Annotated in this window: 18 protein-coding genes; 10 read left to right on the top strand and 8 right to left on the bottom strand. The window is 76.3% G+C overall.

The features are described from left to right. The 8 genes from ACFXAM_RS26935 to ACFXAM_RS26900 form a co-directional block, all read left to right on the top strand. Positions 1 to 608, top strand: a 608-nt coding sequence (locus ACFXAM_RS26935) for a hypothetical protein (RefSeq protein ID WP_380294932.1), incomplete at its 5' end; no start/stop codon positions are given. Between the two features lie 389 nt (positions 609 to 997). Then, a complete protein-coding gene (locus ACFXAM_RS26930) occupies positions 998 to 2,320 on the top strand; it encodes an MFS transporter (RefSeq protein WP_380294930.1) in 1,323 nt (440 codons plus the stop codon). Between the two features lie 25 nt (positions 2,321 to 2,345). Further along, complete coding sequence (locus ACFXAM_RS26925; RefSeq protein WP_380294928.1) at positions 2,346 to 3,674, top strand: non-ribosomal peptide synthetase; 1,329 nt, start codon at positions 2,346 to 2,348, stop codon at positions 3,672 to 3,674. Positions 3,675 to 3,869: 195 nt separating this feature from the next. Further along, on the top strand, positions 3,870 to 7,106 hold the full coding sequence (locus ACFXAM_RS26920) for an amino acid adenylation domain-containing protein (RefSeq protein ID WP_380294927.1): 3,237 nt from the start codon (positions 3,870 to 3,872) through the stop codon (positions 7,104 to 7,106). Next, complete coding sequence (locus tag ACFXAM_RS26915) at positions 7,103 to 8,299, top strand: acyl-CoA dehydrogenase family protein (RefSeq protein WP_380294925.1); 1,197 nt, start codon at positions 7,103 to 7,105, stop codon at positions 8,297 to 8,299. The genes ACFXAM_RS26920 and ACFXAM_RS26915 overlap by 4 nt, the downstream gene beginning before the upstream one ends. Positions 8,300 to 8,340: 41 nt before the next feature. Further along, entirely contained in the window at positions 8,341 to 10,194 is a 1,854-nt protein-coding gene (locus ACFXAM_RS26910; RefSeq protein WP_380294924.1) for a non-ribosomal peptide synthetase, read from the top strand. 84 nt (positions 10,195 to 10,278) lie between these two features. Beyond that, positions 10,279 to 12,138 carry an amino acid adenylation domain-containing protein gene (locus ACFXAM_RS26905; RefSeq protein WP_380294922.1) on the top strand — a complete coding sequence of 620 codons (1,860 nt, stop codon included), beginning with the start codon at positions 10,279 to 10,281 and terminating at the stop codon, positions 12,136 to 12,138. Beyond that, complete coding sequence (locus ACFXAM_RS26900) at positions 12,135 to 14,981, top strand: condensation domain-containing protein (RefSeq protein WP_380294920.1); 2,847 nt, start codon at positions 12,135 to 12,137, stop codon at positions 14,979 to 14,981. Before ACFXAM_RS26905 ends, ACFXAM_RS26900 begins: the two co-directional genes overlap by 4 nt. An 89-nt stretch (positions 14,982 to 15,070) precedes the next feature. Here ACFXAM_RS26900 and ACFXAM_RS26895 read toward each other — a convergent pair whose 3' ends face one another. From ACFXAM_RS26895 to ACFXAM_RS26865, 7 genes are all read right to left on the bottom strand, one after another. Next, entirely contained in the window at positions 15,071 to 15,448 is a 378-nt protein-coding gene (locus ACFXAM_RS26895; protein ID WP_380294919.1) for a TcmI family type II polyketide cyclase, read from the bottom strand. 2 nt (positions 15,449 to 15,450) lie between these two features. Beyond that, positions 15,451 to 15,906 carry an SRPBCC family protein gene (locus tag ACFXAM_RS26890; RefSeq protein WP_380294918.1) on the bottom strand — a complete coding sequence of 152 codons (456 nt, stop codon included), beginning with the start codon at positions 15,904 to 15,906 and terminating at the stop codon, positions 15,451 to 15,453. A gap of 1 nt (position 15,907) precedes the next feature. Continuing rightward, positions 15,908 to 16,168, bottom strand: coding sequence for an acyl carrier protein (locus tag ACFXAM_RS26885; RefSeq protein WP_380294916.1), 261 nt, complete (start codon positions 16,166 to 16,168; stop codon positions 15,908 to 15,910). Positions 16,169 to 16,265: 97 nt separating this feature from the next. Beyond that, on the bottom strand, positions 16,266 to 17,507 hold the full coding sequence (locus ACFXAM_RS26880; RefSeq protein WP_380294915.1) for a beta-ketoacyl synthase N-terminal-like domain-containing protein: 1,242 nt from the start codon (positions 17,505 to 17,507) through the stop codon (positions 16,266 to 16,268). A gap of 5 nt (positions 17,508 to 17,512) precedes the next feature. Next, complete coding sequence (locus ACFXAM_RS26875) at positions 17,513 to 18,772, bottom strand: beta-ketoacyl-[acyl-carrier-protein] synthase family protein (protein ID WP_380294914.1); 1,260 nt, start codon at positions 18,770 to 18,772, stop codon at positions 17,513 to 17,515. Beyond that, positions 18,769 to 19,203, bottom strand: coding sequence for a cupin domain-containing protein (locus ACFXAM_RS26870; RefSeq protein ID WP_380294912.1), 435 nt, complete (start codon positions 19,201 to 19,203; stop codon positions 18,769 to 18,771). Before ACFXAM_RS26870 ends, ACFXAM_RS26875 begins: the two co-directional genes overlap by 4 nt. 35 nt (positions 19,204 to 19,238) lie before the next feature. Continuing rightward, positions 19,239 to 20,405: a SchA/CurD-like domain-containing protein gene (locus ACFXAM_RS26865; RefSeq protein WP_380294910.1), complete on the bottom strand. Its 1,167-nt coding sequence runs from the start codon at positions 20,403 to 20,405 to the stop codon at positions 19,239 to 19,241. A 304-nt stretch (positions 20,406 to 20,709) separates the two neighbouring features. Here ACFXAM_RS26865 and ACFXAM_RS26860 point away from each other — a divergent pair, with 304 nt between their 5' ends. Further along, positions 20,710 to 22,335, top strand: coding sequence for an FAD-dependent oxidoreductase (locus tag ACFXAM_RS26860; protein ID WP_380294908.1), 1,626 nt, complete (start codon positions 20,710 to 20,712; stop codon positions 22,333 to 22,335). 66 nt (positions 22,336 to 22,401) lie between these two features. Here ACFXAM_RS26860 and ACFXAM_RS26855 read toward each other — a convergent pair whose 3' ends face one another. Further along, positions 22,402 to 24,066, bottom strand: a complete 1,665-nt coding sequence (locus ACFXAM_RS26855) for an APC family permease (RefSeq protein ID WP_380294906.1) — start codon at positions 24,064 to 24,066, stop codon at positions 22,402 to 22,404. 472 nt (positions 24,067 to 24,538) lie between these two features. On the opposite strand from ACFXAM_RS26855, the gene ACFXAM_RS26850 reads away from it, so the two are divergent. After that, positions 24,539 to 25,399 (top strand): EamA family transporter, encoded by an 861-nt coding sequence (locus ACFXAM_RS26850; protein ID WP_380294904.1) that lies wholly within the window; start codon positions 24,539 to 24,541, stop codon positions 25,397 to 25,399. Positions 25,400 to 25,581: the final 182 nt, after the last annotated feature.

Here is a 25,581-nt window from a genome sequence, read left to right as displayed (position 1 = left end):
GCCCGGGCGCGTCGACGGGCGCACCGGGCGGCGCCGCCACCGGCGGCGGACCGGCCGGCGGAGCGACGGCCGACGGCGGGCAGCCGGCCACCGGCCCCGACTCGGACACCCCGCTGCTCGACTCCGCGCTCCTCGCGCAGCTCCTGCCCGACCAGAAGGCGATGACCGGCTGGGAGGAGGAGAAGCGTCGGGTCGACACCGCCGACCACGCCACCACCTGCACCGCCGCCGCGCCGTGCACCGGCAAGCCGCTGAGCGGTCAGGCCCGGTTCGGCGCGGGCGAGGTGACCGTGCGCTTCGGCGTCGACACCCTGCCCGGCCGGGCGCAGGCCCAGGACCGCCTCAAGGAGGCGTACGCCGCCTACGGCGACACCACCAAGTACGGCCCGGCGGACATCGGCCCGCTGGGAACGGAGAGCCGCGCCTTCCAGGGCCAGCTGGCGGGCCGCGACGGCGTGGCGGTCGTGCTGCGCTCGGGCACGGTGGTCGCGACCGTCACCACCGAGGGCGGCCCGGTCGACCCGGCGGGCACCCGGCGGCTCGCCGCGATGCTGGTCGCGCGCATCGAGCAGGCCCAGGCGGGCCGCACCCCCGACGCCGGGCTCTGACCCGGCGCCGGGCTCCGACCCGGCCCCCGCGGCCCCCGGACCGACCGCGGTCCGGGGGCCGCGCGCGTGCGGGTACCACGTCCGGGCCGCCTTCAGGTGACGTAGCGTCAACACCTCTTGTGTTCCGGCCAAGTTGAGGATGCCCGTCCGCTGGCGCGAAAACAGTGGTCCGCATATCGGACGTAGCACTGGACATTCCGCCGCCGACGGCCGGTCGGCGCGTCACCGCTGGTCGCGGCCGTGGGGACGGGCGGCGGGCCGGAAGCGGTGGTGCGGACCGCACGGGAGCGGAGGCCGGGGGCAGTGGTCGGATCCGGTCGATTCGGACGGGGGCCGGAATCCGGCCAGCCGGTTGCCCGGTAGCGAAGCGGTAACCGAGAGTCGAACCGATGAACGACAAGCCCTCCCCGCCCCGCACCGGTCCGCCGGCCCGCCGCGACTTCCGGCTCCTGCTCTCCGGAGCCGTCGCGGCGCAGGCGGGCAGTCAGGTCACCCTGGTCGCACTGCCGCTGGTGGCGGTGGTGGAACTCGACGCCACACCGTTCCAGGTCGGACTGCTGACCGCCGCCGAGACCGCCGCCTTCCTGCTGGTGGGCCTGCCCGCCGGCGCCTGGCTGGACCGGATGCGCAAACTGCCCGTCCTGGTGCGCGCCGACGTGCTGCGCTGCCTCGCCGTCGGATCGATCCCGGCGGCCGCCGCGCTGGACGTGCTCGGCCTGCTCCAGCTCTACCTGGTGGCCCTGGTCACCGGCGTGGCGACGGTCTTCTTCGACGTCGCCCACCAGTCCTTCCTGCCGGTGCTGCTGCCGCGCGAGCGCCTGGTGGCCGGCAACGGCGCGATCGAGACGGTCCGCTCCTCCGCCCAGATCGCCGGGCCCGGCCTCGGCGGGGGCCTGGTCCAACTGCTCGGCGCACCACTGGCGATCGTCGCCGACGCGGCCGGCTACCTGCTCTCGGCGGCGCTGCTCGCCCGGATCCGCGCCGAGGAGGCGCCGCCCGAGCCCGAGCCCGGACGCTCGCTGCGCGCCGACGTCGCCGAGGGGCTGCGGTTCGTCACGCGGCACCCGCTGCTGCGGGTGATCGCGGCCACCACCGCGCTGTCCAACCTCTTCGGCGCCGTGCTGATGGCGGTGCAGACCGTCTTCTGGGTGCGGGTGCTGGAGCTCTCGCCGGCCGCGATCGGGATCCTGCTCTCGGTCACGGCGGTCGGCGGCCTGGCGGGCGCGCTGTGCGCCGGGCGCCTGGCCGCCCGGGTCGGCCAGGCCCGGCTGATCCGGCTCGCCCCGCTGGTCACCGCGCCGTTCGCGCTGCTGTGGCCGCTGGCCGAAGGCGCCGCCGGGGCGGTGCTGTTCGCGGTCGGCGGGGTGGCGGTGCTGTTCGGCGCGGTGGTCTACAACGTCGCCCAGGTGAGCTTCCGGCAGGGCCTCTGCCCGCCCCGGCTGCTCGGCCGGATGAACGCCACCATGCGCTTCCTGGTCTGGGGCACCCTGCCGCTCGGCGCCCTGCTCGGCGGCGCCGTCGCCGACGCGGCCGGCCCGCGCGCCGCCCTCTGGCTCTGCGCGGCGGGCTTCCTGGTGATGCCGGTGCCGCTGCTGCTGTCCCCCCTGCGCGGCCTGCGGGACCTGCCGCCCGCCCCGGTGGACCGGGCCCCGGACGACGGCCCGGCCGACGACGCCGCCGACGCGGATCCCCTGGACATCCGAACGCCCTGAACCGACCCGAAGCGGAGACCCTCCCGTGCACCCCAGTATCACGGCCGCCTACCTCGCCCGCTACCGGTCCCTCGCCCGCGCCCCCGAGGCCGCCCCGGCGGGCCTGCTCCCGCTCACCGGCGCCCAGCGCCGCTTCCTGATCACCCGTCACCGCGACCCGCGCGCCCGGACGGACGTCGTCCCGCTGTTCTTCGCCTTCCCGCGCGGCACCGTCGACCCGGCCCGGATGCACCGCGCCGCCGTCCGGCTGGCCGCCCGGCACCCGGCGCTGCGCGGCGGGTTCGCCGTGCTGCGCGGTACCCCGGTGCTGCGGCCCGGCGAGCCGTCCGTCGAGGTGGCCCGGATCGCGGCCGGACCGGCGCACCGCCCGGACCACCCCGACGGCCCGGCCCGGGCGGCGCTGCGCGGAGCGCTGCTGGAGCGGTCCGCCGACGGGCCGGCGCTGCGCCTGCTGCTGGCCGCCGGCCCGGAGGACGAGGAGGAACTGCTCGCCGTCGCCCTGGACCACGCCGCCTGCGACGAGCAGTCGCTCGGCCTGGTCACCGAGGGGCTCGGCGCCGCCTACGCCGCGGACGGCGAGGCGCCGGGCGCCGTCGGGGACGACGGCGTCGAGGCCTACCGTGCGGCGGTGGAGGGCCAGTTGGCCGCGGAGGCGAACGCCGCGGGCGAGGCCGCGCGGGCCCACTGGGCGGCCCGGCTCGGCGCCCTCGCCGAGCCCCCGGGGGCGGCCGGCGCGGCCGGCGCCGCCCGGTCGACCGGCATGCTCGCCGAGCGGCTGCCCGCGGTGACCGGAGCCGCCCGGGGCGGGGTGTTCCCCGCCCTGCTGGACGCCGTCGCCACCGCCGCGCACCACCTCGGCGACGGCGGCGACGGCGGCGACCGGGTGCTCGCGCTCGGCTACCCCTGGGGCGGCCGCCCGGCCGGCGCGGCCCCCGTCCTCGGCTGCTTCCTCAACACCCTGGTCCACCCCGCGCCGCCCGGCCCGCCCCGGGAGCTGGACGCGCTGGGCGCCGCCTGGTGGGACGACCTCGACCACGCGGACACCCCGTACGACGAGGTGGTGCGCGCCGCCCGCTCGGCCGGGGCGGGCTGGTCCGGCACGCTCGACGGCCTGCTCACCTTCGAGGACCTGCACCGCCGCCCGCCGCTGGTGCTCGACGGCGTCACCGGGCGGGAGGTCCACCTGGCCGGCCGCCCGCTCGCCGCACCGCTCGCCGTCTCCGCCTCGCACGGCGAGGACCTGCTGGTCCGGCTGGCCTGGGACCGCGAGCGCCATCCGCAGGGCGCGGCGGAGTCGGCCTTCGCGGCTCTGCTCGCCACGCTGCGCCGCCACCTCGGCGCGGCGGCGGCCTGATCCCGCCGCCCCGACCGGCCCGCCCCGACCGGCCCCCCGCCGGGTCGCCCTGTCCGCGCGCCCTCCCGGTGCGCCCCGACCACCCCCGCCGCGCCCGCCACCACCCCCGGCGCGCCCGGCCCGGGCGGGCTCCACGCTGCCCGCCCCTGGCACCGTCGAACTCAACAACCACCTGACACCACAAGGAAGTTGCCCATGTTCGAACTGTCCTCCTCGCAGCAGATCGTCTGGCTGCACGAACAGTTGCTGCCCGGCAGCCGCGCCTACAACTTCACCGCCGCCCTCGACCTCTGGGGCCCGCTGGACACCGACGCGCTCCGGGCCGGCCTCACCGCCGTACTCGCCCACCACCCCGGACTGCGACTCGAACTCGTCGAGCAGGCCGAGGGGTTGCCGCTCCAGCGGGTCGCCACCACGAGCGGGCCGCGGCTGCGCACCAGCGACCTGAGCACCGCGCCCGACCCGGAGGCCGCGTTCCGCGCCCTGCTCGCCGCCGAGGCCGGGGAGCCGCTGGACACCACCGAGGCCCCGCTGCTGCGCTGGCACCTCGCCCGCCTCGGCACCGACCACCACCGGCTGATCCACGTCGAACACCACCTGGTGCACGACGGCCACTCCTTCGCGATCCTGCTGCGCGACCTGTTCACCGTCTACCGCGCCCACGCGCTCGGCACGGCCGACGCCGTCACGCTGCCCGCCGCCCCCTCCTACGAGGACCACGTACGCGCCGCCGACGCCGCCCGGCAGGCCGGCCTTGAGCGCGGACTCGCCTACTGGACCGGCGAGTTGGCCGACGCGCCGGTCGGTCTCACGCTGCCCGGACTGGCCCGCCCCGGGGCCCCGCGCCGCCACCGCGGCGGGCAGCTGCGCCAGTCGGTCGGCGCGGACCTCGCCGAGCGGCTGCGCGAGCGCGCCAAGGCCGACGGCCACACCCCGTTCTCCACCCTGCTCACGCTCTTCGCCGAACTGCTGCGCCGCCACAGCGGCCACCGCGACCTGGTGATCGGCACCGCGGTCGGCAACCGCCCGCCCGGCTTCGAGGGCACCGTCGGCATGTTCGTCAACACCGTGCCGCTGCGCCTGCGGCTCGACCCGGCCGCGCCCGGCACCGAGGCGGTGGACGAGGCGACCGACGTGCTGTTCCGCGCCCTGCCGCACCAGGACGTGCCCGTCCAGGAGCTGACCCGCGCGCTCGGCCGGCACACCGACGGCACCGGGAACCCGCTGTTCAACGTGATGTTCAGCGCGCATGACGCCCCGTTGCCCGACGTCCGGGTGCCCGGTCTGGAGATCTCGCTGTACGAGGGGTTCAACACCGGCACCACCCGCTTCGACCTCGATGTGGTGCTGCTGCCCGACGACCGCCGGGTGGTCGGCGAGAAGCACGGCGCGGCCGGGATGACCCTGATCTGGGACTACGACGCCGACCTCTTCGGCGAGCCGGTCGCGGCCCTGCTCGCCGAGCGGCTGCTCGACCTGCTGCGCGGCTACCTCGACGGCCCGGACGCCCCGCTCGCCGACCTGGCGGCCGGCCGCGCCCCGGAGGAGCCCGCCACCGGGACCGTCCCCGAGCCGGCCGTCCCCGAGACGGCCGTCCCCGAGCCGGCCGGCCTCGACCCGGCCGCCGCCCACGACCCCACCGCGCTCGCCCTGCTCGCCGGCTCCGAGCGGCTGACCTACGGCGATCTCGACCGCCGGGTCGGCGAACTCGTCGAGCGCCTGCGCGCCGCCGGGGTGACCCCCGGCCAGCCGGTCGCCACCGTGCTCCCGCGCGGCGTCGACAGCGTCGTCGCCCTGCTCGCCTGCCTGCGCCACGGCGCGGTCCACGCGCCGCTGTCGGCCGAGGACCCGCAGGCCCGGCTCGCCCTGCTGCTGGACCGGCTCGCCCCCGCGCTCGTCCTGGCCACCCGGCAGAGCGCGCTCGCCCTGCCCGCCGCCGTCACCCCGGCGCTGCTGGACGGCCCGCCGTTCCCGAAGGCCGAACCCGCCGCCGTGCTCGACGGCGCCGCCTACCTCATCCACACCTCCGGCTCCACCGGCGTGCCCAAGCCGGTCCTGGTCGGCCGTGACGCGCTCGCCCGCTGGACCACCGCGATCGCCGCCCGCTACGGGCTCGGCCCCGCCGACCGGGTGCTGCTGTTCGCCCGGCCCTCCTTCGACGTGGCGCTGGAGGAGGTGCTGCCCTCGCTGGTGGCCGGTGCCACGCTGGTGGTGCCGCAGCGCGAAGTGCCGACCGGGCCCGAACTGGCCGCCGTGCTCGCCGCCCGCGGCGTCACCGTCGCCAACCTGCCCACCAGCTACGCCCTCGCCGTCCGCGACGATCTGCGCGAGGCGCTGGCGGACGGCCGCTGGTCCCCGCGACTGCTGGTCCTCGGCGGCGAGCGGCTGCCCGCCCTCGCCCTGCGCGGGCTGGTCGCGGGGACCGAGGGCGCCGACGGCACCGCCCTCACCGTCCTCAACGCCTACGGCGTCACCGAGGCCACCGTCACCTCCACCGTGCACGAGATCACCGCCGCGGACCTCGCCACGGACCTCGCCACGGACCTCGCCGCCGAGGGCGGGGACGCCGCCGAGATCCCGCTCGGCACCGAGCTGCCCGGCGTCCGGGTGCACGTCCTGGACACCGCCGGGCAGCCGCTGCCGCCCGGCGCCGTCGGCGAACTCGCCATCGGGGGAGCGCTGCTGGCCGACGGCTACCCCGGCCTGCCGGACGCCACCGAGGCCCGGTTCACCACCCTGCCCGAGTTCGACGGCGAGCGGGTCTACCGCACCGGCGACCGCGGCTACCGGGGCCTCGACGGCCGGCTGCGGTTCCTCGGCCGCCAGGACAACCAGGTCAAGCTGCGCGGCTTCCGGATCGAACTGGAGGAGATCGAGGCCGCCGCCTCCGCCGAACTCGGCGGCCGCTCCTGCGCCGTCGTCCTGCACCGGGACGCCACCACGGGCCCGCGCCTGCTCGGCTTCCTCGACGGCGGCCCGCAGCCCGACCAGGCCGCCCTGCACGCCGCGCTGTCCCGCCGGCTGCCCGCCGGGCTCGTTCCCGCCCACTGGACGGCCCTCGACGCCATGCCGCTGCTGCCGGGCGGCAAGCCCGACCGGACGGCCCTCGCCCGGCTGGCCGCCGAGGCCCCCGAGCCCGCCGCGCCGGACGGGTCCGCGCCGAACGGGTCCGCCCCGAACGACGGCTCCGCGCCGCAGCCCTTCACCGACCCCGGCCAGCGGCTGATCGCCGAGGCCTGGCGCGAAGTGCTCGGCCACGACCGGTTCACCGCCGGCTCGCACTTCTTCGAGGTCGGCGGCCACTCGCTGCTCGCCGCCCGGCTCGCCGCCTGGCTGGAGCCGCGCCTCGGCGGCCGGCCCCCGCTGCGCACCCTCTTCCAGCACCCCGTCCTGGCCGACCAGGCCCGCGCCCTGACCGGAGCCCAGCAGTGACCACCGGCACCGTCCGCCTCTCCGCGCCGTCCGCCGTCCTCGAAGCCGGGCACCGCGAACTCACCGACGCCTTCGAGAGCTTCGTCCGCCGCGAACTCGACCCGCTCGCCACCGAGTTGGCGGAGAGCGCCGAACAGCCGCCGGCCGACCTGCGGGCCTATGTGCGCAAGCGCTCCGCCGCCCTCGGCTTCTACGCGGGCGACTACCCCGAGGAACTCGGCGGCGCCGGCATGCCGTTCACCGCCGTCGTCCAGCTCCACCACGCGGCCGGCCGCAGCGGCTGCCCGCTCGCCCCCTACGCGCTGGCCGGCTCCGACGGCCCCAGCCCGCTGCTGCGGCACGGCACCCCCGAGCAGATCGAGCGCCACCTCGTCCCGCTGGTGCGCGGCGAACGCACCCGCTGCCTGGCGCTCACCGAACCGCAGGCCGGTTCCGACGCCTTCCGGCTCACCACCACCGCCGTGCGCGACGGCGACGGCTGGCTGCTGAACGGCCGCAAGACCTTCGTCAGCAACGCCGACCGGGCCGACCTCGCGCTCGTCGTCGCCGCCACCGACCTCGGCGACGGCGCCGGGCCGACCGCCGGCGCCACCGCCTTCGTCCTGCCCATGGACCACCCCGGGCTGCGCATCGGCCAGCGCTACGAGGGCATGTCCGGCGAGCCGCTGTTCGAACTGACCCTCGACCGGCTGCACGCCCCCGCCGCCTCCGTCATCGGCGGCGAGGCGGGCGTCGGCGCCGCCACCGGGCTCGCCATGGACAGCCTCTCCCGGGGCCGCCTGGTGGTCGCCGCGATGTGCAACGGCATCGCCGAGTACGCGCTGCGCCTCGGCGTCGAGTACGCCCGCGAGCGGCGGGCCTTCGGACAGCCGATCGGCGACTACCAGCACGTCCAGGAGCACCTGGTGCGCACCCGCGCCGAGGTGGAGGCCGCCAAGCTGCTCACCCTCGCCTGCGCACGGCTCGTCGACGACGGCACCGAGGCCCCCGAGAACGCGGCGCTCGCCAAGCTGACCTCCTCGGAGACCGCCGTGCGGGCCGTCGACCGCTCGCTCCAGGTGCACGGCGCCACGGGCTGGGTGCGCGGCCATCCACTGGAGTACCTCTACCGCTACGTCCGGATGACGACCATCATCGAGGGGACCTCCGAGGTCCAGAAGGTGATCGTGGCCCGGGCGATGGGCCTGGGCTGACCCCGTACCGACGACCATCGACCGACGTCCGGAGGACTCACATGACCACCACCCCGGCCCGCCCCGTGCCCGCGACGCTGCCCGGCCTCTCCGTCGCCCACGGCCGCCCGCACCGCGACGGCGCCGTCCTCGACCTGTTCACCAGCTGGGCCCGCCGCACCCCGCACGCCCCCGCCCTGATCGACGGGGACCTGACCCTCGGCTACGCCGAACTCGACCGCCTCGCCGACGACGTGGCCCGGCAGCTGGCCGGGCACGTGCGCCCCGGCGACCTGGTCGGCCTCTGTCTCGACCACTCCGCCGCCCTGGTCGCCGCCACCGTGGCCGTCGCCAGACTGGGCGCCGTCCACCTCCCGCTCGGCCCGCGCCCCGGCGAGCGCCGGCTGCGGGCCGTCGCCGAACAGCTGCGCCCCGCCTGCCTGATCGGTGACCCGGAGCTGCTGCCGCCCGCCCACCGCGACGGGCTGCACCGCCCGCTCGCGGCCCCCGGCGCCCGGCGGACGGTGGCCGCCTTCGCCGATCCCGCGACCACCGGGGAGGCCGAGGCCAAGGCCCCCAGGGGCACCCAGTACACCGTGCTCACCTCCGGTTCCACCGGCCTGCCCAAGGCCGTCGCGGTCGGCCAGACCGCGCTCGGCGCCCTGCTCACGTGGTACCGCGAGCTGACCGGCCTCGGCCCCGGCGACCGGCACAGCCTGCTCATCGGCGTCGCCTTCGACCCGCACCTGATGGAGCTGTGGGCCGCCCTCGGCTCCGGTGCGGCGCTCGTCGTCGCCCCCGAGGCCGTCCGCTGGGACCCGGCCGCGCTCACCGACTGGTGGCGCACCGCCGGCATCACCGTCGGCGTGCTGCCCACCCCGCTCGCCGAACCCGTCCTGGACCGCCCGTGGCCCGGCGGGCTGCCGCTGCGCCACCTCATGGTCGGCGGCGACCGGCTGCGCCGCGCCCCCGGCCCGGACGTCACCGCGACCGTCCACAACGCCTACGGCCCGGCCGAGGCCACCGTGGTCACCACCGTGCACACCATGGCGCCCGGCGACGGCCACGGCACCGGCGCGCCGCCGATCGGCCGCCCGATCCCCGGCGCGATCGTCCTGGTGACCGACGAGAACGGCCACCCGCTGCCGCTCGGCGAGGCGGGCGAACTGCGGATCGGCGGCCAGGGCCTGGCCATCGGCTACCTCGACGCCGGGCTCACCGCCGAGCGCTTCGTCTCCGCGCCCGACGAGGTCGACGGCACCGACCGGGTCTACCGCACCGGCGACCGGGTCCTGATGCGCCCGGACGGGGTGCTGGAGTTCCTCGGCCGGCTGGACGACCAGGTCAAGGTCAGCGGTGTGCGGATCGAGCCGGCCGAGGTCGAGGCGGCCCTCGAACGCGACCCCCGGGTGCGGCGCGCCGCCGTCGTCGCCCGCCCGGCCCCGGCCGGCGGCGGCGCCCAGCTGCTCGCCTTCGTCCAGCCCACCGCCGCCGGGGCCGGACCGGCGGACGGCGCCCCGCTGCTGGAGGCGGTGCGGCCCTGGCTGCCGGAGCAGGCCGTGCCGGGCGTCCTGCGGCTGGTGGACGCCTTCCCGCTGGACGCCAACGGCAAGATCGACCGGGCCGCGCTGCTCAAGGCCGAGGAAGCGGCCGCCCAGCAGGACGGCCGGGCCGCCGGGGAGGTGACGACGCCCACCGAGCGGACCGTGCTGCGGATCTGCCGCGACCTGCTCGGGCACACCGCTCTCACCCTCGACGACAACTTCCTGGACGCGGGCGGCACGTCCGTCACCGCGGCCCGGCTGCTGGCCGCCCTGGAGGAGGAGTGCGGGGTGCGGCTGCGCGCGCCGCAGCTGCTGCGCCAGCCCGACCTGCGGGCCGTGGCGCTCCTGCTCGACGAGCGGGCCGCCGGCTGACCCGCCGCGCCGCGCCGCCCCTCCTCCCGACCCTCGCCGCAGGGCGCTCCGGCATGCCGCCGGGGCGCCCGGAAGGACCCACCCATGACCGGCCCCGTCACCACCGTCCCCGAACTCGTCGCCCGGCAGGCCGCCGAACGCCCCGACGCGCTCGCCGCCACCGATGGCAGCACCACCCTCACCTACCGCGAACTCACCACCGCCGCCGCCCGGTTGGCCGCGGAGCTGACCGCCCGCGGGGTCCGCCCGGGCAGCGCCGTCGGCCTGCTCTGCGCCCGCGCCGCCCGCCTGCCCGTCGCCCAGCTCGCCGTCTGGTGGGCCGGCGGCCACGTCGTCCCGCTCGACCCGGCGTACCCGCGCCCGCGGCTGCGCGCCATGCTCGACGACGCCGGCGCCCGGCTCACCCTCGGCGACAAGGCGCTGCTCGCCGAGGCGGGCCTGCCCGAGGAACACGTCCTCGTCCTCGCCGAACTCGGCCCCACCGCGATCGCCGGCACCGGCCCCGGGACGCCGCGCACACCCGGGCCCCCGGCCCCGGACGCGGCGGCCCTCGTCTACTACACCTCCGGCTCCACCGGCCGCCCGAAGGGCGTGCTGGTCCCGCACGGCGCCGTCGCCGACCTGGTCACCGCCGCCGACGGCCCCGCCCTCGGCCCCGGCGACCGCGTGCTGCACCACTCGCCGGTCGCCTTCGACGCCGCCACCTTCGAACTCTGGGGGCCGCTGGCCCGTGGCGCCGCCGTCGCGCTGTCCCCGGCCGAGCGCCCCAGCGCCGAGGAACTCGCCCGCGACGTCGAGCGGTTCGGCGTCACCACCGCCTTCCTCACCACCGCGCTGTTCCACCAGCTGGCCGCCCGCCGCTCCCGGGTCTTCGGCGTGCTGCGCACCGTGCTGGCCGGCGGCGAGGCGCTCTCGGCCGGGCACGCGGACGCCGTGCTGCGGGCCTTCCCCTGGCTCCGGCTGTTCAACGTCTACGGACCCACCGAGGCCACCACCTTCACCACCCTGCACCGGGTGCGGCCCGCCGACCGCACCGGACCGGTGCCGATCGGCCGCCCCTTCGGCGGCGCGGGCACCCTCGTCCTCGACGCCGACCGCCGCCCCGTCCCCGACGGCACCCGCGGCGAACTGTGGATCTCCGGCGCCCGGGTGGCGCTCGGCTACCTCGGGCGGCCCGGCCTGACCGCCGAGTGCTTCGCCGTCCTCCCCGGCACCGGCCGCGCCTACCGCACCGGCGACCGGGTGCTGCGCCGCCCGGACGGCGTCCTGGAGTACCACGGCCGGCTGGACGACCAGGTGAAGGTGCGCGGCTTCCGGATCGAGCCCGGCGAGGTCGAGCACGCCCTGCGGAGCCTTCCCGAGGTGGCCGAGACGGCCGTCGTGGTGCGCCGGGCCGGCCAGGAGGACGCCGCGCTGACCGCGTACGTGGTCCCCGCCGAGGGCCTGCGCCCGGCGCCCGAGGCGCTGCGCCGCCGGCTCGCCGAACGGCTCCCGGCCCACCTGGTCCCGACCGCCTGGACGCTGCTCGACGCGCTGCCGCTCACCGGCAGCGGCAAGGTCGACCGGCGCGCGCTGGCCGCCGACGACGGCGCACTGGCTCCCGCCCCCGGCGCCACCCCCACCCCCGGCACGCTGACGCCGATCCAGCAGGTGGTCGCCGCCGCCTGGTCGCGCGCCCTGGAGCACCCGGTCACCGCCCCGGACGCGGACTTCTTCGCCGAGGGCGGGCACTCGCTGCTCGCCATGTGGGTGGTCGACGACCTCCGCGAGGACCTCGGCGTCGACCTGCCGCTCGGCGACTTCCTCGACCACCCGACCGTGGCCGGCCAGGCCGCGCTGGTCGAACGGGCCCTGCTGGCCGCCGACGCCGCCGACGCCGATGCCGACGACGGGGCCGAGGCCGACGACGATGCCGCGCAGACCCCCGAGGAGCCCGCCCGATGACCAGCCAGGCCGACCTGCTCCGCCGCGCCCGCCGCCGCGCCTCGGCCGCCGCGTCCGCCGACCCCGGCGCGCCCCTCACCCGCACCCCCGGCCCGGCCCCGCTCTCCCACGCCCAGCAGCGGATGTGGCTGATGGAACGCCTCGGCCAGGGCGGCCCCCGCTACCACGTCCCGCTGGCCACCCGGCTGCGCGGCCCGCTCGACCTCCACGCCCTCGCCACCGCCCTGACCGGCCTCACCACCCGCCACCACATCCTGCGCACCCGCTACGGCCACCACGACGACCGCCCCCACCAGGACATCGGACCCGCCACCCCCGTCCCGCTGCCCGTCCGGCACGCCACCCCCGAGGCCGCCACCGCCCTGCTGCACGCCGAGGCGGCCCGGCCCTTCGACCTCGCCGCCGGCCCGGCGTTGCGCGCCCTGGTCGTCCGGCACGCCCCCGACGACCACACCCTGCTGCTCACCCTCCACCACATCGCCGTCGACGGCGGCTCGCTGCCCGTCCTCGCCGCCGAACTCGCCGGGCTCTACGCGGCCGCCGCCGACGGCCGCCCGCCCGGCCTGCCCGAACCGGGCCTCCAGTACGCCGACTACGCCCGCTGGGAACGCGCCCGCGACGACCGGCTCGCCGCCGCGGCCGCCGAACGGGCCGGCCGCCTCGCCGGCGCCCGCCCGCTGCCGCTGCTGCGCGCCGTCCCGCCCGGCACCCCCGAACGCCGCGCCGTCCTGCACACCGCCCCGCTCACCGCCGGGACCCTCGACGGCCTGCGCCAGCTCGGCGCCCGGCACGGCGCGACCCCGTTCACCGTCGTGCTGGCCGCCGCCTTCGCCGCCCTGCGCACCGCCACCGGCGGCTCCGACCTCGTCCTCGGCTGCGCCGGCGGCCACCGGGCCCGGCCGGAACTCCGCCGGCTGATCGGCCTCCAGGTCAACACCCTGGCCGTGCGCGCCCGGCTGCCCCGGCCCGGCGGCGACCCGGCCTTCACCGAGGTGCTGGCCGCCGTGCGCACCGCCCTGCTCGACGCCCAGGAGCACCACGAGGTGCCCTTCGACCTGGTCGTCGAGCACCTCGGTCCCGCCGCCCGGGGCGAGGACGGCACCCCGCTGCTCGCCGTGAGCTGCGACCTGGTCCGCCCCCCGGAGCCGCTGACGCTGCCCGGCCTCACGGCGCGGGCCGTCGAGGTCGACCTCGGGCTCGCGAAGTTCGGCCTGAGCCTGCTGGTCGAGGACGGCCCCCGGCCGCGCTGCCTGCTGCAGCACGACCCGGCGGCGCTGGACGAGCCCACCGCGCGCCGTCTGCACACCGCCTTCACCGACCTGCTCACCGCCCTCGCCGCCGACGCCGACCGCCCGCTCTCCGAACTGCCCGGCGAACGCCTCACCCCGCCCGGCCAACGCCTCACGCCGCCCGGCGGCGAACACCCCGCCGTCACCGCCCTGCTCGCCGACCCCCGGGTCACCGACGCCGCCCTCCACCTCGCCGGCCACGGCCCGGCCCTCGCCTACGCGAGCGTGCGCGGCCCGGTCGCCCCCAGCGGCGCCGAACTGCGCGCCGCGCTGCGCCGACGGCTCCCGCAGACGGACCGGCTGCCGCTCGCCGTCACCCTGCTGGACCGCATCCCGCGCCACCCCGACGGCACCCTCGACCCCGCCCGCCTCCCCGGCCGGACCGCCGCCCCGGTGTGCCTGCCGGAGGTGGTGGAGGTGTTCGCGGAGGTGCTGGGGGTGCGTTCGTCGCCGGACGGGGACTTCCTGCGGCTCGGTGGTCATTCCCTGGCGGCGGTGCAGGTGGCGGAGCGGCTGCGGGGCCGGGTCGGTGTGCCGTTGACGGGTCTGGACGTGCTGGAGCAGCGCACCCCGCGCGCCCTGGCGCTCCTGCTCGCCACCCGGGCCGCCGAACGCCGCGCCACCCCCGGCCGCCGCCCAGCGCCCGGGCGGCCCGCCGCGTGCGCCGGGACGGTGCTGCTCACCGGCGCCTCCGGCGGCGTCGGCGCCGCGGTCCTTCAGGAACTCCTCGCCCAGGGCCGCCCCGTCCGGGCGCTGGTGCGCCCCGAGTCGGCCCACCTGGTGGCCGCCACCGGTGTCGAGGTGGCCGAGGGCGACCTCGCCGACCCGGACAGTCTGCGCCGGGCCGTCGAGGGCGTGGACACCGTCGTCCACGCCGCCTGCACCTTCACCGAGCACGCCGTCGACCTCGCCGCGATGCGCGCGCTGGTCGGCGGCTGGCGCGGCACCGGCGGGTTCGTCTTCGTCAGCAGCGTCGACGCCTACGGCCGCCCCGCCCCGGGCGAGGTGGCCGAGGGCGCCCCCGCCGCCGGAGCGCTCAGCCCGTACGGCCGGGCCAAGCTCGACTGCGAGCGGATCCTCCTGGACGCCGCCCCCGCGGCCCGCGGCCCGGTCGCGGTGGTTCGACCGCCGATCGTCTGGGGCCCGCACCGGCGGCTGCGCGACCAGCTGCGCTGGGGTGCCACCGGCTCGCTCTACCAGGCCGCGCTGGCCGGCCGCCGGATCCTGCTGCCACCCGCGGACGGGGGCCGGGCGGGCGTCGGCTGGGTGCACTCCGCGGCGCTCGCCCGGGCCGTCACCGCGAGCACGGCGCTCGCGCCCGGCCGGGTCGTCAACGCGGTCACCGGCCATGTCCCCTGGGCCGGGTTCACCGCCGAACTGGTCCGGCTGCTCGGTTCGTCCAGCCCCGTCGTGCACGGTCCGGACGCCGACCCCGAGCTGCTGCGGCCCTGGCACTACCGGGCCGACGCGCTGGCCGGACCGCTGCGCCCGGAGCCCGGCGAGGACTGGCGGACCGTCCTCGCCGCGATGACGGTCGGCACCGCCGCGCGCTGAGCACGCACGCTGAGCACGCGCGCCGGGCAGGCGGACACCCCGGGACCGTGAGGCCCCGGGGTGTCCGCCCGGTCACCGCCGGCGCGTGCTCAGCCGCGCCGGTCCCAGCGGTAGAACTCGCGCGCCATCGCGTCCTTCGGCCCCCGCCAGGTGGCCGGGTCGTAGGCCTGGACGAACGCGGCGAGCGTGTCGCTGATCGCCCGGAACTCGGGGTGGCCGGTCACCTGGGCGACGGCCGGGCCCGGCGGGCGGTCCGCCTCGATCAGGTGCAGGTAGACGTCGCCGAACTGGAACAGGCTGCGTCCGGTCACCCCGATCAGGTGCGGGAGTTCACCCCGGTTGTCGGAGTCGGCGAACACCTCGGCGATGCCGGCGGCCGCGTCCGGCTGCATCCGGGCGACGATCAGGGCGCGGTGGGTCTGCGCCGTCCCGGGCACGCTCCCGGGGGTGGTCACGGGGGACGCCATGATCAGACCTCCGCCGCCTTCTTCTCGACCTTCTCGCGGATCAGCTGCATCTGGATCCGGGAGTTGCGGTTGATGTGGTTGACCATGCCCTCGTCGTCGACCGGGGCGGTGGGCTTCATCGCGAAGTCCTGCACCCAGCGCATCCGGGTGCCGGCCGGCACCTCGGCGTACTCCCAGCGGATGTCCATGAACTCGAACGGGCCGGGCTCCACGCGCCGGGCGTTCACGGCGAGTTCGGAGCGGTCGGTGGTGCGCTCGGAGACCCAGCTCCACACCTTGCCGTCCTCGTCGGGGTGCATGGTCAGCCGGAACCGCACCCGGTCGCCGTCGCGCTCCAGCACGTCGACGGAGGCGTACTCGCTGAACAGCTGCGGCCAGTTCTCCAGGTCGTTGGTGACCTCCCAGACCAGGTCGAGCGGGGCGGCGATGACGATCTCGTTGTCGGTGTGTCCGGGCATCTCAGGCACCCGCCTTCGCGGTGACGGCGGAGTTGACCAACTGCAGGAACTCGGCGGGGGTCTTGGCCGACTCCGCGCCGTTGGTGACCTTCACGCCGTGCCGGTTCTCCAGTTCGCCGACCACGCCGAGCAGGCCGAGGGAGTCCACGCCGAACTCGTCGAAGGCGGCGCCGGGGCGCTCCAGGGAGGCCGGGTCGATCACGACGCCGGCCCGGGCCTGGATGAGCGCCGCGAGTTCGGGATAGCTGAGGGTGTTGCTCACGGGGGTGTCCCTTCGTTGCGAGCGAGTGGTGAGCGGGGAGGGTGGACGGGGGTGGGCGGGCGGTGGTGAGCGGGCGGAGCAGGGGATCGGGACGGGTTCAGGACGGCTCGCCGCGCCGGAGCACCAGCGCCGAGTTGGAGCCCATCAGCCCGCGGCTGAGCACCAGCGCGGTGCGCAGTTCGGCCGGCCGGGCCCGGCCGGTCACCAGGGCGAGGTCGTGGGCGACCTCGGTGACATGGGGAGTGGGCGGCAGCACGCCGTCCTCCATGGCGAGCACGGCGGCGGTGGTGTCCAGCGCGGGGGCGCCGCAGTAGGCCCGCCCGGTGCCGGACTTGGGGGCGGTGACCGGGACCCGCTCGGCGTAGGGGCCGAGCGCGTCGGCCAGCGCGAGCGCCTCGGCGCGGTCGGCGGCCGGGACGCCGAGGGCGTCGGCGAAGACCACGTCGATCTCCTCCGCCGCGATCCGGGCCCGCTCCAGGGCGATCCGGATCGCCGCGGCCAGGCCCTCGCGGGACTCCACCCAGCGGGAGGCCCCGGTGAACGTCGCGCCGTGGCCGGCGATGTACGCCCGGACGGCGGCCCCGCGCCGGCGGGCGGTCGTCTCGTCCTCCAGCAGCAGCATCGCGCCGCCCTCGGCGGGGGCGAAGCCGGCCGCGTCGGGGGAGAACGGCAGGTAGGCCCGGTCGGGCCGGTCGGCGAGGCTCAGCTCGGGGTAGCCGAGCTGGCAGACCATCGAGTAGGGCGCGAGCGGGGCCTCGGCGGCGCCGACCACCACCGCGTCGGTGCCGTGCTCGACGGCCCGGGCGGCGTGCGCGAGCGCGTCCAGGCCGCCCGCCTCGTCGCTGGCCACCACCGCGCACGGGCCCTTGTAGCCGCCGCGGATGGAGATCTGGCCGGTGCTGGCCGCGTAGAACCAGGCGATCGACTGGTAGGGGCCGACGAACTGCGGCCCCTTGCCCCACAGTTGCTGCAGCTCGCCCTGGCCGAACTCGCCGCCGCCGGAGCCGGCCGCGGTCACCACGCCCACCGCGTACGGCTGTTCGGGGTCGGCGACGAAGCCGGCGTCCGCCACCGCCTGGTCGGCGGCGGCCATCGCGTAGTGCGTGAACCGGTCGGTCTGCACCAGGTAGCGGTTGTCGATGGCGGCCCGCGGATCGAAGTCCCGCACCTGGCCCGCGATGCGCAGCGGGAGGTCCGCGCAGCCCTCGCGGGATATCCGGTCGAGGACGCTCACGCCCTGCCGGGTGGCCTTCCAGAAGGCGTCGGCCCCCACGCCGTTCGGTGCCACCACACCCAGGCCGGTGATCACCGCCCGGCGGTTCTGCTGACGTGACGTCATGGATCTCACCCCGTTCTTGTGAGCACGACGGCGGACTGGAATCCGCCGAATCCGCTGCCGACCGACAGGATGTTCCGCAGCGGCAGCTCCCGCGCGGTGCGCGGCACGTAGTCGAGGTCGCACTCCGGGTCGGGTGTCTCGTAGTTGGCGGTCGGCGGCACCACCCCGCGGTCCAGCGCGAGGGTGCAGGCGACCACCTCGATCGCGCCGATCGCGCCGAGCGAGTGCCCGACCATCGACTTGATCGAGCTCATCGGCGTCCGGTACGCGTGCTCGCCGAGCGAGCGCTTGACGGCCGCCGTCTCGTGCCGGTCGTTCTGCTTGGTGCCCGAGCCGTGCGCGTTGACGTAGTCGACGTCCTGGCGGTCGATCCGGGCGTGGTCGAGCGCGTGGTCGATCGCCCGGGACATCTCCAGCCCCTCCTGGGTGAGGCCGGTCATGTGGTACGCGTTGCCGAAGGTCGAGAAGCCGCCGATCTCGCCGTAGATCCGCGCGCCGCGCCGGCGGGCGTGCTCCAGCTCCTCCAGCACCAGGACGGCGCCGCCCTCGCCGAGCACGAAGCCGTCGCGGTGGGCGTCGAACGGCCGGGAGGCGTGCGCCGGGTCGTCGTTGCGTTCGCTGGTGGCCTTGATGGCGTCGAAGCAGGCGACGGTGATCGGCGAGATCGGCGAGTCGGAGGCGCCGGCGACGCAGATGTCGGCGCGCCCGTCCTCGACCGCCTGGAAGCCGTAGCCGATGGCGTCCAGGCCGGAGGTGCAGCCGGTGGAGACGGTCTGCACCGGCCCGTGCGCCCCGGTCCGTTCGGCGACCGCGGAGGCGAGCGTGCTGGGCGCGAACGCCCGGTGCAGCTGCGGTTCGGCGAGCCGGTGGTCGACGTCCCAGCGCGCGCCGCCGGCGCTGACCAGGGCGTAGTCGTGCTCCAGCCGGGTGGTGCCGCCGACGGCGGTGCCGAGCGAGACGGCGATCCGCCACGGGTCCTCGGCGGCCAGGTCGAGTCCGGCGTCGGCGACCGCCTCGTCGGCCGCGACCATCGCGAACTGCACGTAGCGGTCGGCCCGTCGGACGTCCTCCGGGCCGAGCCCGTGGGCCGCCGGGTCGAAGTCGCACTCGGCGGCGATCCGGGACCGGAACCCGGCGGGGTCGAAGAGCGTGATGCCCCGGGTCGCCGTCCGCCCGGCGGTGAGGAGGTCCCAGAACGCCGGGACCCCGACCCCTCCGGGCGCGACCACGCCGATACCGGTGACGGCGACCCGACGGCGGCTCACGAGCCCACCTTGGCGTGTTCCGGCGGGCCGGAGTTGACCACCGGCCCGGTCTCCTCGGTGTCGACGTGGCCGAGTTCGGGGCGCGGCGCCAGCGGGCCGAGGTGGAAGACCATCTTGGCCACCGAGTCGCCGACGTTGCGGAACCGGTGGCGCATGTCGACCGGGATCAGCAGCCCCTGTTCGGGCTTGAGCGCCCGGGTCTCGCCGTCCAGGTCCACCTCCAGGTCGCCGGTGACGACGAACACGAACTCCTCGGAGTACGGGTGGTAGTGCTCGCCGATCCGCTCGCCCGGCTGCAGGATGGCCAGCCCCATGAACCCGCTGGTGGCGCCGCAGGTGGTCGGGGTGAGCATGGCGCGCAGGTCGCCGCCGCGCCGGCGGTTCTCCGGGGCCTCGGAGACGTGCACGATCCGTGGGTACTGCGTGGACATGGTTTCTTCCTTCTGTTGCCGGGGGCGGGAGGTGGTCAGGAGTCCTGGGACGTCCGGTCGGTGACCGGGTTCATGCTGCGGGCGGCGAGGAAGGCGCGCAGCCCGGCGTCGGTGCGCAGGTCGCCCTCCGGACCGAGGTCGAGCAGCCGGCCCAGGAGGGTCGCCTCGCGCTCGCCGGCCACGCCCAGCGCCGCCGCCGGGTCCGCCTCCGGCGGCACCCGCAGGTCCACCAGCCGCACCACGACGTCCTCGCGGTGGAAGACGGTGCTGCCGGCCACCGGGCCGGTCGGGTCGGCGGTGGCCAGGAGGTCGTACTCGGCGAGCAGGTCGGTGACCACCTTCCCGTTGCCGGGCTTCACCGGGTACAGCACGGCGTGCCGGTGCAGCCGCCCGGAGACGGGGGAGCCGCCCACCGCCTGGTTGGCGGCCGGCAGCGCGGCCCGGGCGAAGAAGGCGCGCGCCGCCTGCGGGTCGCCCAACTGGCGGGCCTCCTCCAGGTACGGGTTGATCGCCTCCTCGACGGCGCGCACCTCGGGCTGCATCGCGACGTGCCGCAGCGCGTCGCCCAGGCTGCCGATCACCTCGACCGCGCGGACCACCCGGTTGCCGTGCATGAACAGCGAGGTGCGCCGCAGCCGGGTGGTTCCGTCCACCTCCGCGCGGGGGGAGGCGTAGCCGGACAGGATCCGGGCGACCTCGGGCTCGCTGCCGGGCTCGACGGTGAAGGTGAGCGCGTGCCGGACCACCCCGTCCGGGCCCGGGTCCGCCTTCGGCGGGCCGGCCTGCCCGGCCGGGGCGGAGCGCGGCAGGTCGGCCGGCACCTCCAGCGGCGCGCGGCTGCCGGTGGCGCCGGCGGCGGAGGTCTCCCGCAGGATGGCGTAGCGCAGCGAGCGGAAGGTGTCGCTGACGCAGCCGTGCATCGGCTTGACCATCTCCCGGTGGGCCGGGCTGTCCACCCACTCCAGGAAGGTCTCCTGGTCCTCCCACTCGCTGGTGATCAGCCACTGGCGGGGGTCGTTGATCGACTGGCAGAGCTGGTCGCTGACGTGGCCGGGGACGGTCGCGACCTGGTGGCGCAGCTTCTCGTACACGTCCATGAAGCGCTGCTGGGCGCCGTCCTGGATCTCCAGCATCAGCACCACCCGCAGGCGGGTCTCGGAGGGGGAGTGCTGCCGGGCGGGCGGTTCGGACAGGGTCGTCATGATCCACTTTCTGCTTCTGGGCCGCGCGCGTCGGGGGCCGCGTGCGGCGGCGCCGGTGCCGGTGGGGGCCGGGCGGCCCCCGGCGGGAGGGGTGCTGCGGTGTCGGTCGGCCATCAGGCCTGAGGTCGATCGTGCGCGGCGCTCCCGGGTGGCGCGAGATATGCGGGCCATCCGGGCGAAGAGACGGCACAAGGACCCCGGCGCGGGGGACGGTAGGACCGGGCCGCCGTGCCCGCGAGCCCCCGAGCGGGCTGCGCCGAGCCTCGTATTCGGCCCCGAACTCCCGTACAGGCTGGAGCAATTGATGAATCCGAAGGTGGACGACCGGGTACCGGTCCTGATCGTCGGCGGCTCGCTGGTCGGGCTGTCGGCCTCGCTCTTCCTCGGCCGACTGGGTGTCAGGCACCTGCTGGTCGAGAAGCACGCCGACACCTCGCATCACCCGCGCGGCCGAGGCAACAACGTGCGGACGATGGAGCTCTACCGGGTGGCCGGGATCGAGCCGGCGATCCGCGAGGCGGCGTCCGTGCTGGCCCCCAACCACGGCATCCTCCAGGCGCCCTCGCTAACCGGCGAGGAGCAGGAGTGGCTGTTCCGGGAGATCGACCCCGGCGGGCGGCTGGCCCGGTTCAGCCCCAGCTCCTGGTGCCTGTGCAGCCAGAACGACCTGGAGCCGGTGCTGCGCCGCGCGGCCCGCGACCTGGGCGCCGAGATCCGCTTCGGCACCGAGCTGCTCTCCTTCGAACAGGACGCCGACGGGGTGACGGCGCTGCTGCGCAGCCGGGAGACCGGCGAGGAGCGGGTCGTCCGGGCGGAGTACCTGGTCGCGGCGGACGGTCCGCGCAGCCCGGCCCGCACCCGGCTGGGCATCGGCCAGAGCGGCCAGGGCGAGCTGTTCCACAACGTCAGCATCACCTTCCGGGCGAAGCGGCTGGCCGAGGCGGTCGGCGACCGCCACTTCATCGCCTGCTACCTCACCAACCCGGAGGCGGACGGGGCCCTGCTGCCGGTCGACAACCGGGAGGAGTGGGTCTTCCACGCGCCCTGGCACCCGGAGCACGGCGAGCCGCTGGAGGCGTTCACCGACGAGCGCTGCGCCCGGCACATCCGGGCCGCCGTCGGGATGCCCGAACTCGACGTCGAGGTGACCGGCAAGGCCCCGTGGCACGCCGCCGAGCGGGTCGCCGAGCGCTACTCGGGGGGTCGGGTCTTCCTGGCCGGGGACTCGGCGCACGAGATGTCCCCGACCGGCGCGTTCGGCTCCAACACCGGCATCCAGGACGCGCACAACCTGGCCTGGAAGCTGGCCGCGGTGCTCTGCGGCTGGGCCGGCCCGGGGCTGCTGGAGACGTACGGGCAGGAGCGCCGGCCGGTGGCCCGGGTGACCGGCGAGCGCGCCTCGGCCCGCTCCGCCGAGCACAGCCACCCCGGCTACGCCGTGGTCCCGGGCGTCGGCCGGCAGGCCGGGGTGCTGGCGGTGGCGCTCGGCTACCGCTACCGGGAGGGCGCGGTGCTGGGCACCGACCCGGCCGGCCCGGTGGTCCCGGAGGCCTTCGAGTCGGCGGGCGAGCCGGGCAGCCGGGCCCCGCACCAGTGGCTGCTGCGGGCGGGCGTGCGGCTGTCCACCCTCGACCTGTACGAGCAGGCGATGGTGCTGCTGACCGGCTCGGCGGGCACCGCCTGGCGGGACGCCGCCCGCCGGGCGGCCGACCGGCTGGCCGTCCCGCTGGACGCCTACCGGATCGGTGACGGCGCGGACGACGACCTGGCCCCCGAGCCGGGCGCCGACTTCGCCGCCCTGCACGGCGTCCGCCCCGACGGGGCCCTGCTGGTGCGACCGGACGGCTTCGTCGCCTGGCGGTCCGAGCACCCCGCCGACGACCCCGAGGCCGCCGTGGAGCACGCCCTGCGGTCGGTGCTGTCGCTGTAGCGCGACACGGAAGGGGCCCGCCGGGCGCACGGCCGGCGGGCCCCGTCCGCGGTGTCGGACGGTGTCTCAGTGACCGCCCTCGTCGACGACCTCGACGTCCTCGATGTTCCGCTCGATGATCTCGGCCGGCAGCGCGACCCGGATCGCCCAGTAGTAGATCACCAGGGAGAACGCCGCGACCGCCGCCATGTCCCACCACATCGGGATCCGGCCGGTGCCGTCGCCGAAGCCGCCCTGCCAGGAGATCAGGCCCAGGCCCAGCAGGTAGGCCGGCAGCCACTGGGCGGCCCGCCAGTCCATGTGCGGGGCGTTCGGCAGGCCCTTGCGGATGGCGTACGTGGCGTAGCTGCCGAGCAGCAGGTAGCCGATGACGATCGCGATGCCCAGGCGGGACAGGGTGTGCCAGCCGGACCAGTAGATGATCAGGCTGGAGACGATGAAGGACGCCGGGGAGATGATCGCGCCGCCGGGCAGGCGGTACGAACGCTCGCGGGCCGGCAGCCGGCGGCGCAGGGCGCCGAAGGCGAGCGGGGCGCCGGCGTACATGAGCACGCTGGCCGAGGTGATGAAGCCGACCAGCTCCTGCCAGCTCGGGAAGGGCATGAAGCAGACGACGCCGGTGACGAACGACATGAGGAGGCCGAACCACGGCGCACCGCGCTTGTCGACCCGCTCGAACAGCTGCGGCGCGTAGCCGTTCTTGCTGAGGCCGTACGCGATGCGCGAGGTGGAGGTGGTGTAGATGAGGCCGGTGCCGCCGGGGGAGACGATGGCGTCGAAGTACAGCACCCAGGCCAGCCAGCCGAGGCCGACCAGGGTGGCGAGGCCGGCGAAGGGGCCGTCGATGCCGGGGAAGTCGAGCTTGTCCCAGCCGCCGGCGAAGGTGGAGGCGGGCAGCGCGGCGATGAAGACGACCTGCAGCAGCACGTAGATCGCGGTGCCGATGGCGACCGAGCCGAGCACGGCGCGCGGGATGTCGCGCTTGGGGTTGCGGCTCTCGCCGGCCAGCTGGATCGCCTGCTCGAAGCCGAGCAGGGCGAAGATGATGCCGCTGGCGCTGACGGCGGTGAGCACGCCCTTGATGCCGAACGGGGCGAAGCCGTGCGAGGTGAAGTTGGAGCCGTGGAAGTTGCTCACGGACAGCACGAAGATCGCGAACAGCGGGACGAAGATCTTCAGCCAGGTGGCGGCGCTGTTGGTGCGGGCGAGCACCCGGACGCCGAGGAAGTTGACCGCCACGAACAGGGCCATCAGCAGCACGGCGACGACCATGCCGCTCGGGGTGAGGGTGCCGTTGTCGTTGAGGAAGCCCTGCGCGAACTCCCAGTGCCCGGCGTAGCCGATCATCGCCTCGACCTCGATGGGCGCGACGGTGGCGGCCTGGAGCCAGGAGAACCAGCCGAACGACATGCCGGCCAGCCCGCCGAAGGCGTAGTGCGGGTAGCGGGCGGTGCCGCCGGCGACCGGGAACATGCCGCCGAGCTCGGCGTGCACGAAGGCGAGCAGCACGATGGCGACCGCGCCGATGCCCCAGGAGACGAGCGCCGCCGGTCCGGCGACGACGACGGCGTTCTTCGCGCCGTAGAGCCAGCCCGAGCCGATGATCGAGCCGACCGAGGCCCACATGAGGCCGATGAGACCGACTTCGCGGCGCAGCGACCGGTGGGTGGTGGTTCCGGTGCCGGAACCGGTGCCCGAACCGGGCGGGGAGAGCTGGTTGAGGGAGGCCATGCGCAATCTCTCTGTGCTGTGGGGGCTCCGGTCGTGCGGAGCTCGGAGAGTTGACACACGGTAGGCGGATTCAGAGACATCTGCACAGATTTCATTACTGAATGTTTACCTACTTCGCAGGATATTTCCGCAGGTAGGCGGCCATCTGTTCATGCACCCGTTACGTGACGGATGAGTAGTTTCGGTATTTGAGCCAGATTTGAGCATTGATTCGTCCCGGCGCGGGATGATAAGGCGGAACCGGTGATGAAAATCAGGCTGTTCGTATAGAGATGCAGCCCGTTCCGGGTGTCACGTAGGGTGGCCCCATGCGTTCCCGGATCCTGCCGCCGCCCGTCCGCTAGCGGGCGGCCCACTCCACGCACCCAGCCCGGCGGCCGCGCCGTTCCCGGGCCGACGAGTGCCGCCCGCTGCGCCGGTGGACCTCATCCGGCCGGGCCCCGCCCGGCACCCCGTCGTGGAGATCGAACGCATGACCACTCATGCCGCCGTGCCGTTCCGGCACGGCCTGCTGTCCATCTCGGCCGCCGCCGTCGCCTGGGGCGCGGGCGGGGCCGTGGCCGCCCTGCTGATGGGCGCCGCCGGGCTCGGCCCGGTCGCCGTCTGCGCCTGGCGGTTCGCCGTCGCCGCTGGCTGCCTCGCCCTGCTGCCCGCCCGGGCCGCCGCCGGGCCGCGCCGCGCCGCCGTGCTCACCGGGCTCGGGCTGGCGGTCAGCCAGTGCGCCTACTTCGGCTCGGTGCGGTACGCCGGGCTCGGCCTCGGCACCCTGGTGACCATCGGCGCCGGGCCGGTGCTCACCAGCCTCGGCGCCCATCTGCTGCTCGGCGAACGGCTCACCGGCCGGGCGGCGGCCGCCAACCTGCTCGCCCTGGGCGGGCTGGTCCTGCTGGTGGCGGGCCCGGTGAGCGGCCCGCGGCCCGCACTCGGGGTGGCGCTCGCCGCCCTGGCCGGCGCCGGGCAGAGCGGCCTCACCCTGTGGGCCCGGGCGGGCGGCACGGCCCGCGCCTCGACCGGGGCGTTCGCCACCGGCCTGCTCTGCCTGCTGCCGCTCGCCCTCACGGTGGACGGCGGTGTGCTGCCGACCGCCGGGGCGCCGCTGCCGACGGCCGCCGCCCTGCTGTTCCTGGGCACGGTGCCGACCCTGCTCGCCTACCGCTGGTACTTCGCCGGCCTGACCGTCGTCCCGGGGGCGACCGCGGCCGTCCTGGTCCTGCTCGAACCGGCCACCGCCGCGGCCCTCGGCGTGGCCTTCTTCGGCGAGCCGCTCACCCTCGCCCTGCTGGCGGGCTCCGCCCTGCTGCTGACCGCCATCGCCGCGCTCACCCGCCGCTAGAAGGCTGATGAAGATGTTGGGTTCTGGCCCCACTGCGTGAGCGGTGGGGCCAGACTCGTTTCCGTGGCGATGGGGGAATGGGCCGGGGAGACGGTCGGGCCGGATGTGTGGGAGACGTGCCGGGAGCTGATCCCGGTGGGGAGTGTGTTCGCGTTCCTGGCCGAGCACCGGGGCAGGCTGTT

This window comes from Kitasatospora sp. NPDC059462, assembly GCF_042749955.1.
Lineage (GTDB): Bacteria > Actinomycetota > Actinomycetes > Streptomycetales > Streptomycetaceae > Kitasatospora.
This window is presented reverse-complemented; position numbering and strand designations above follow the sequence as displayed.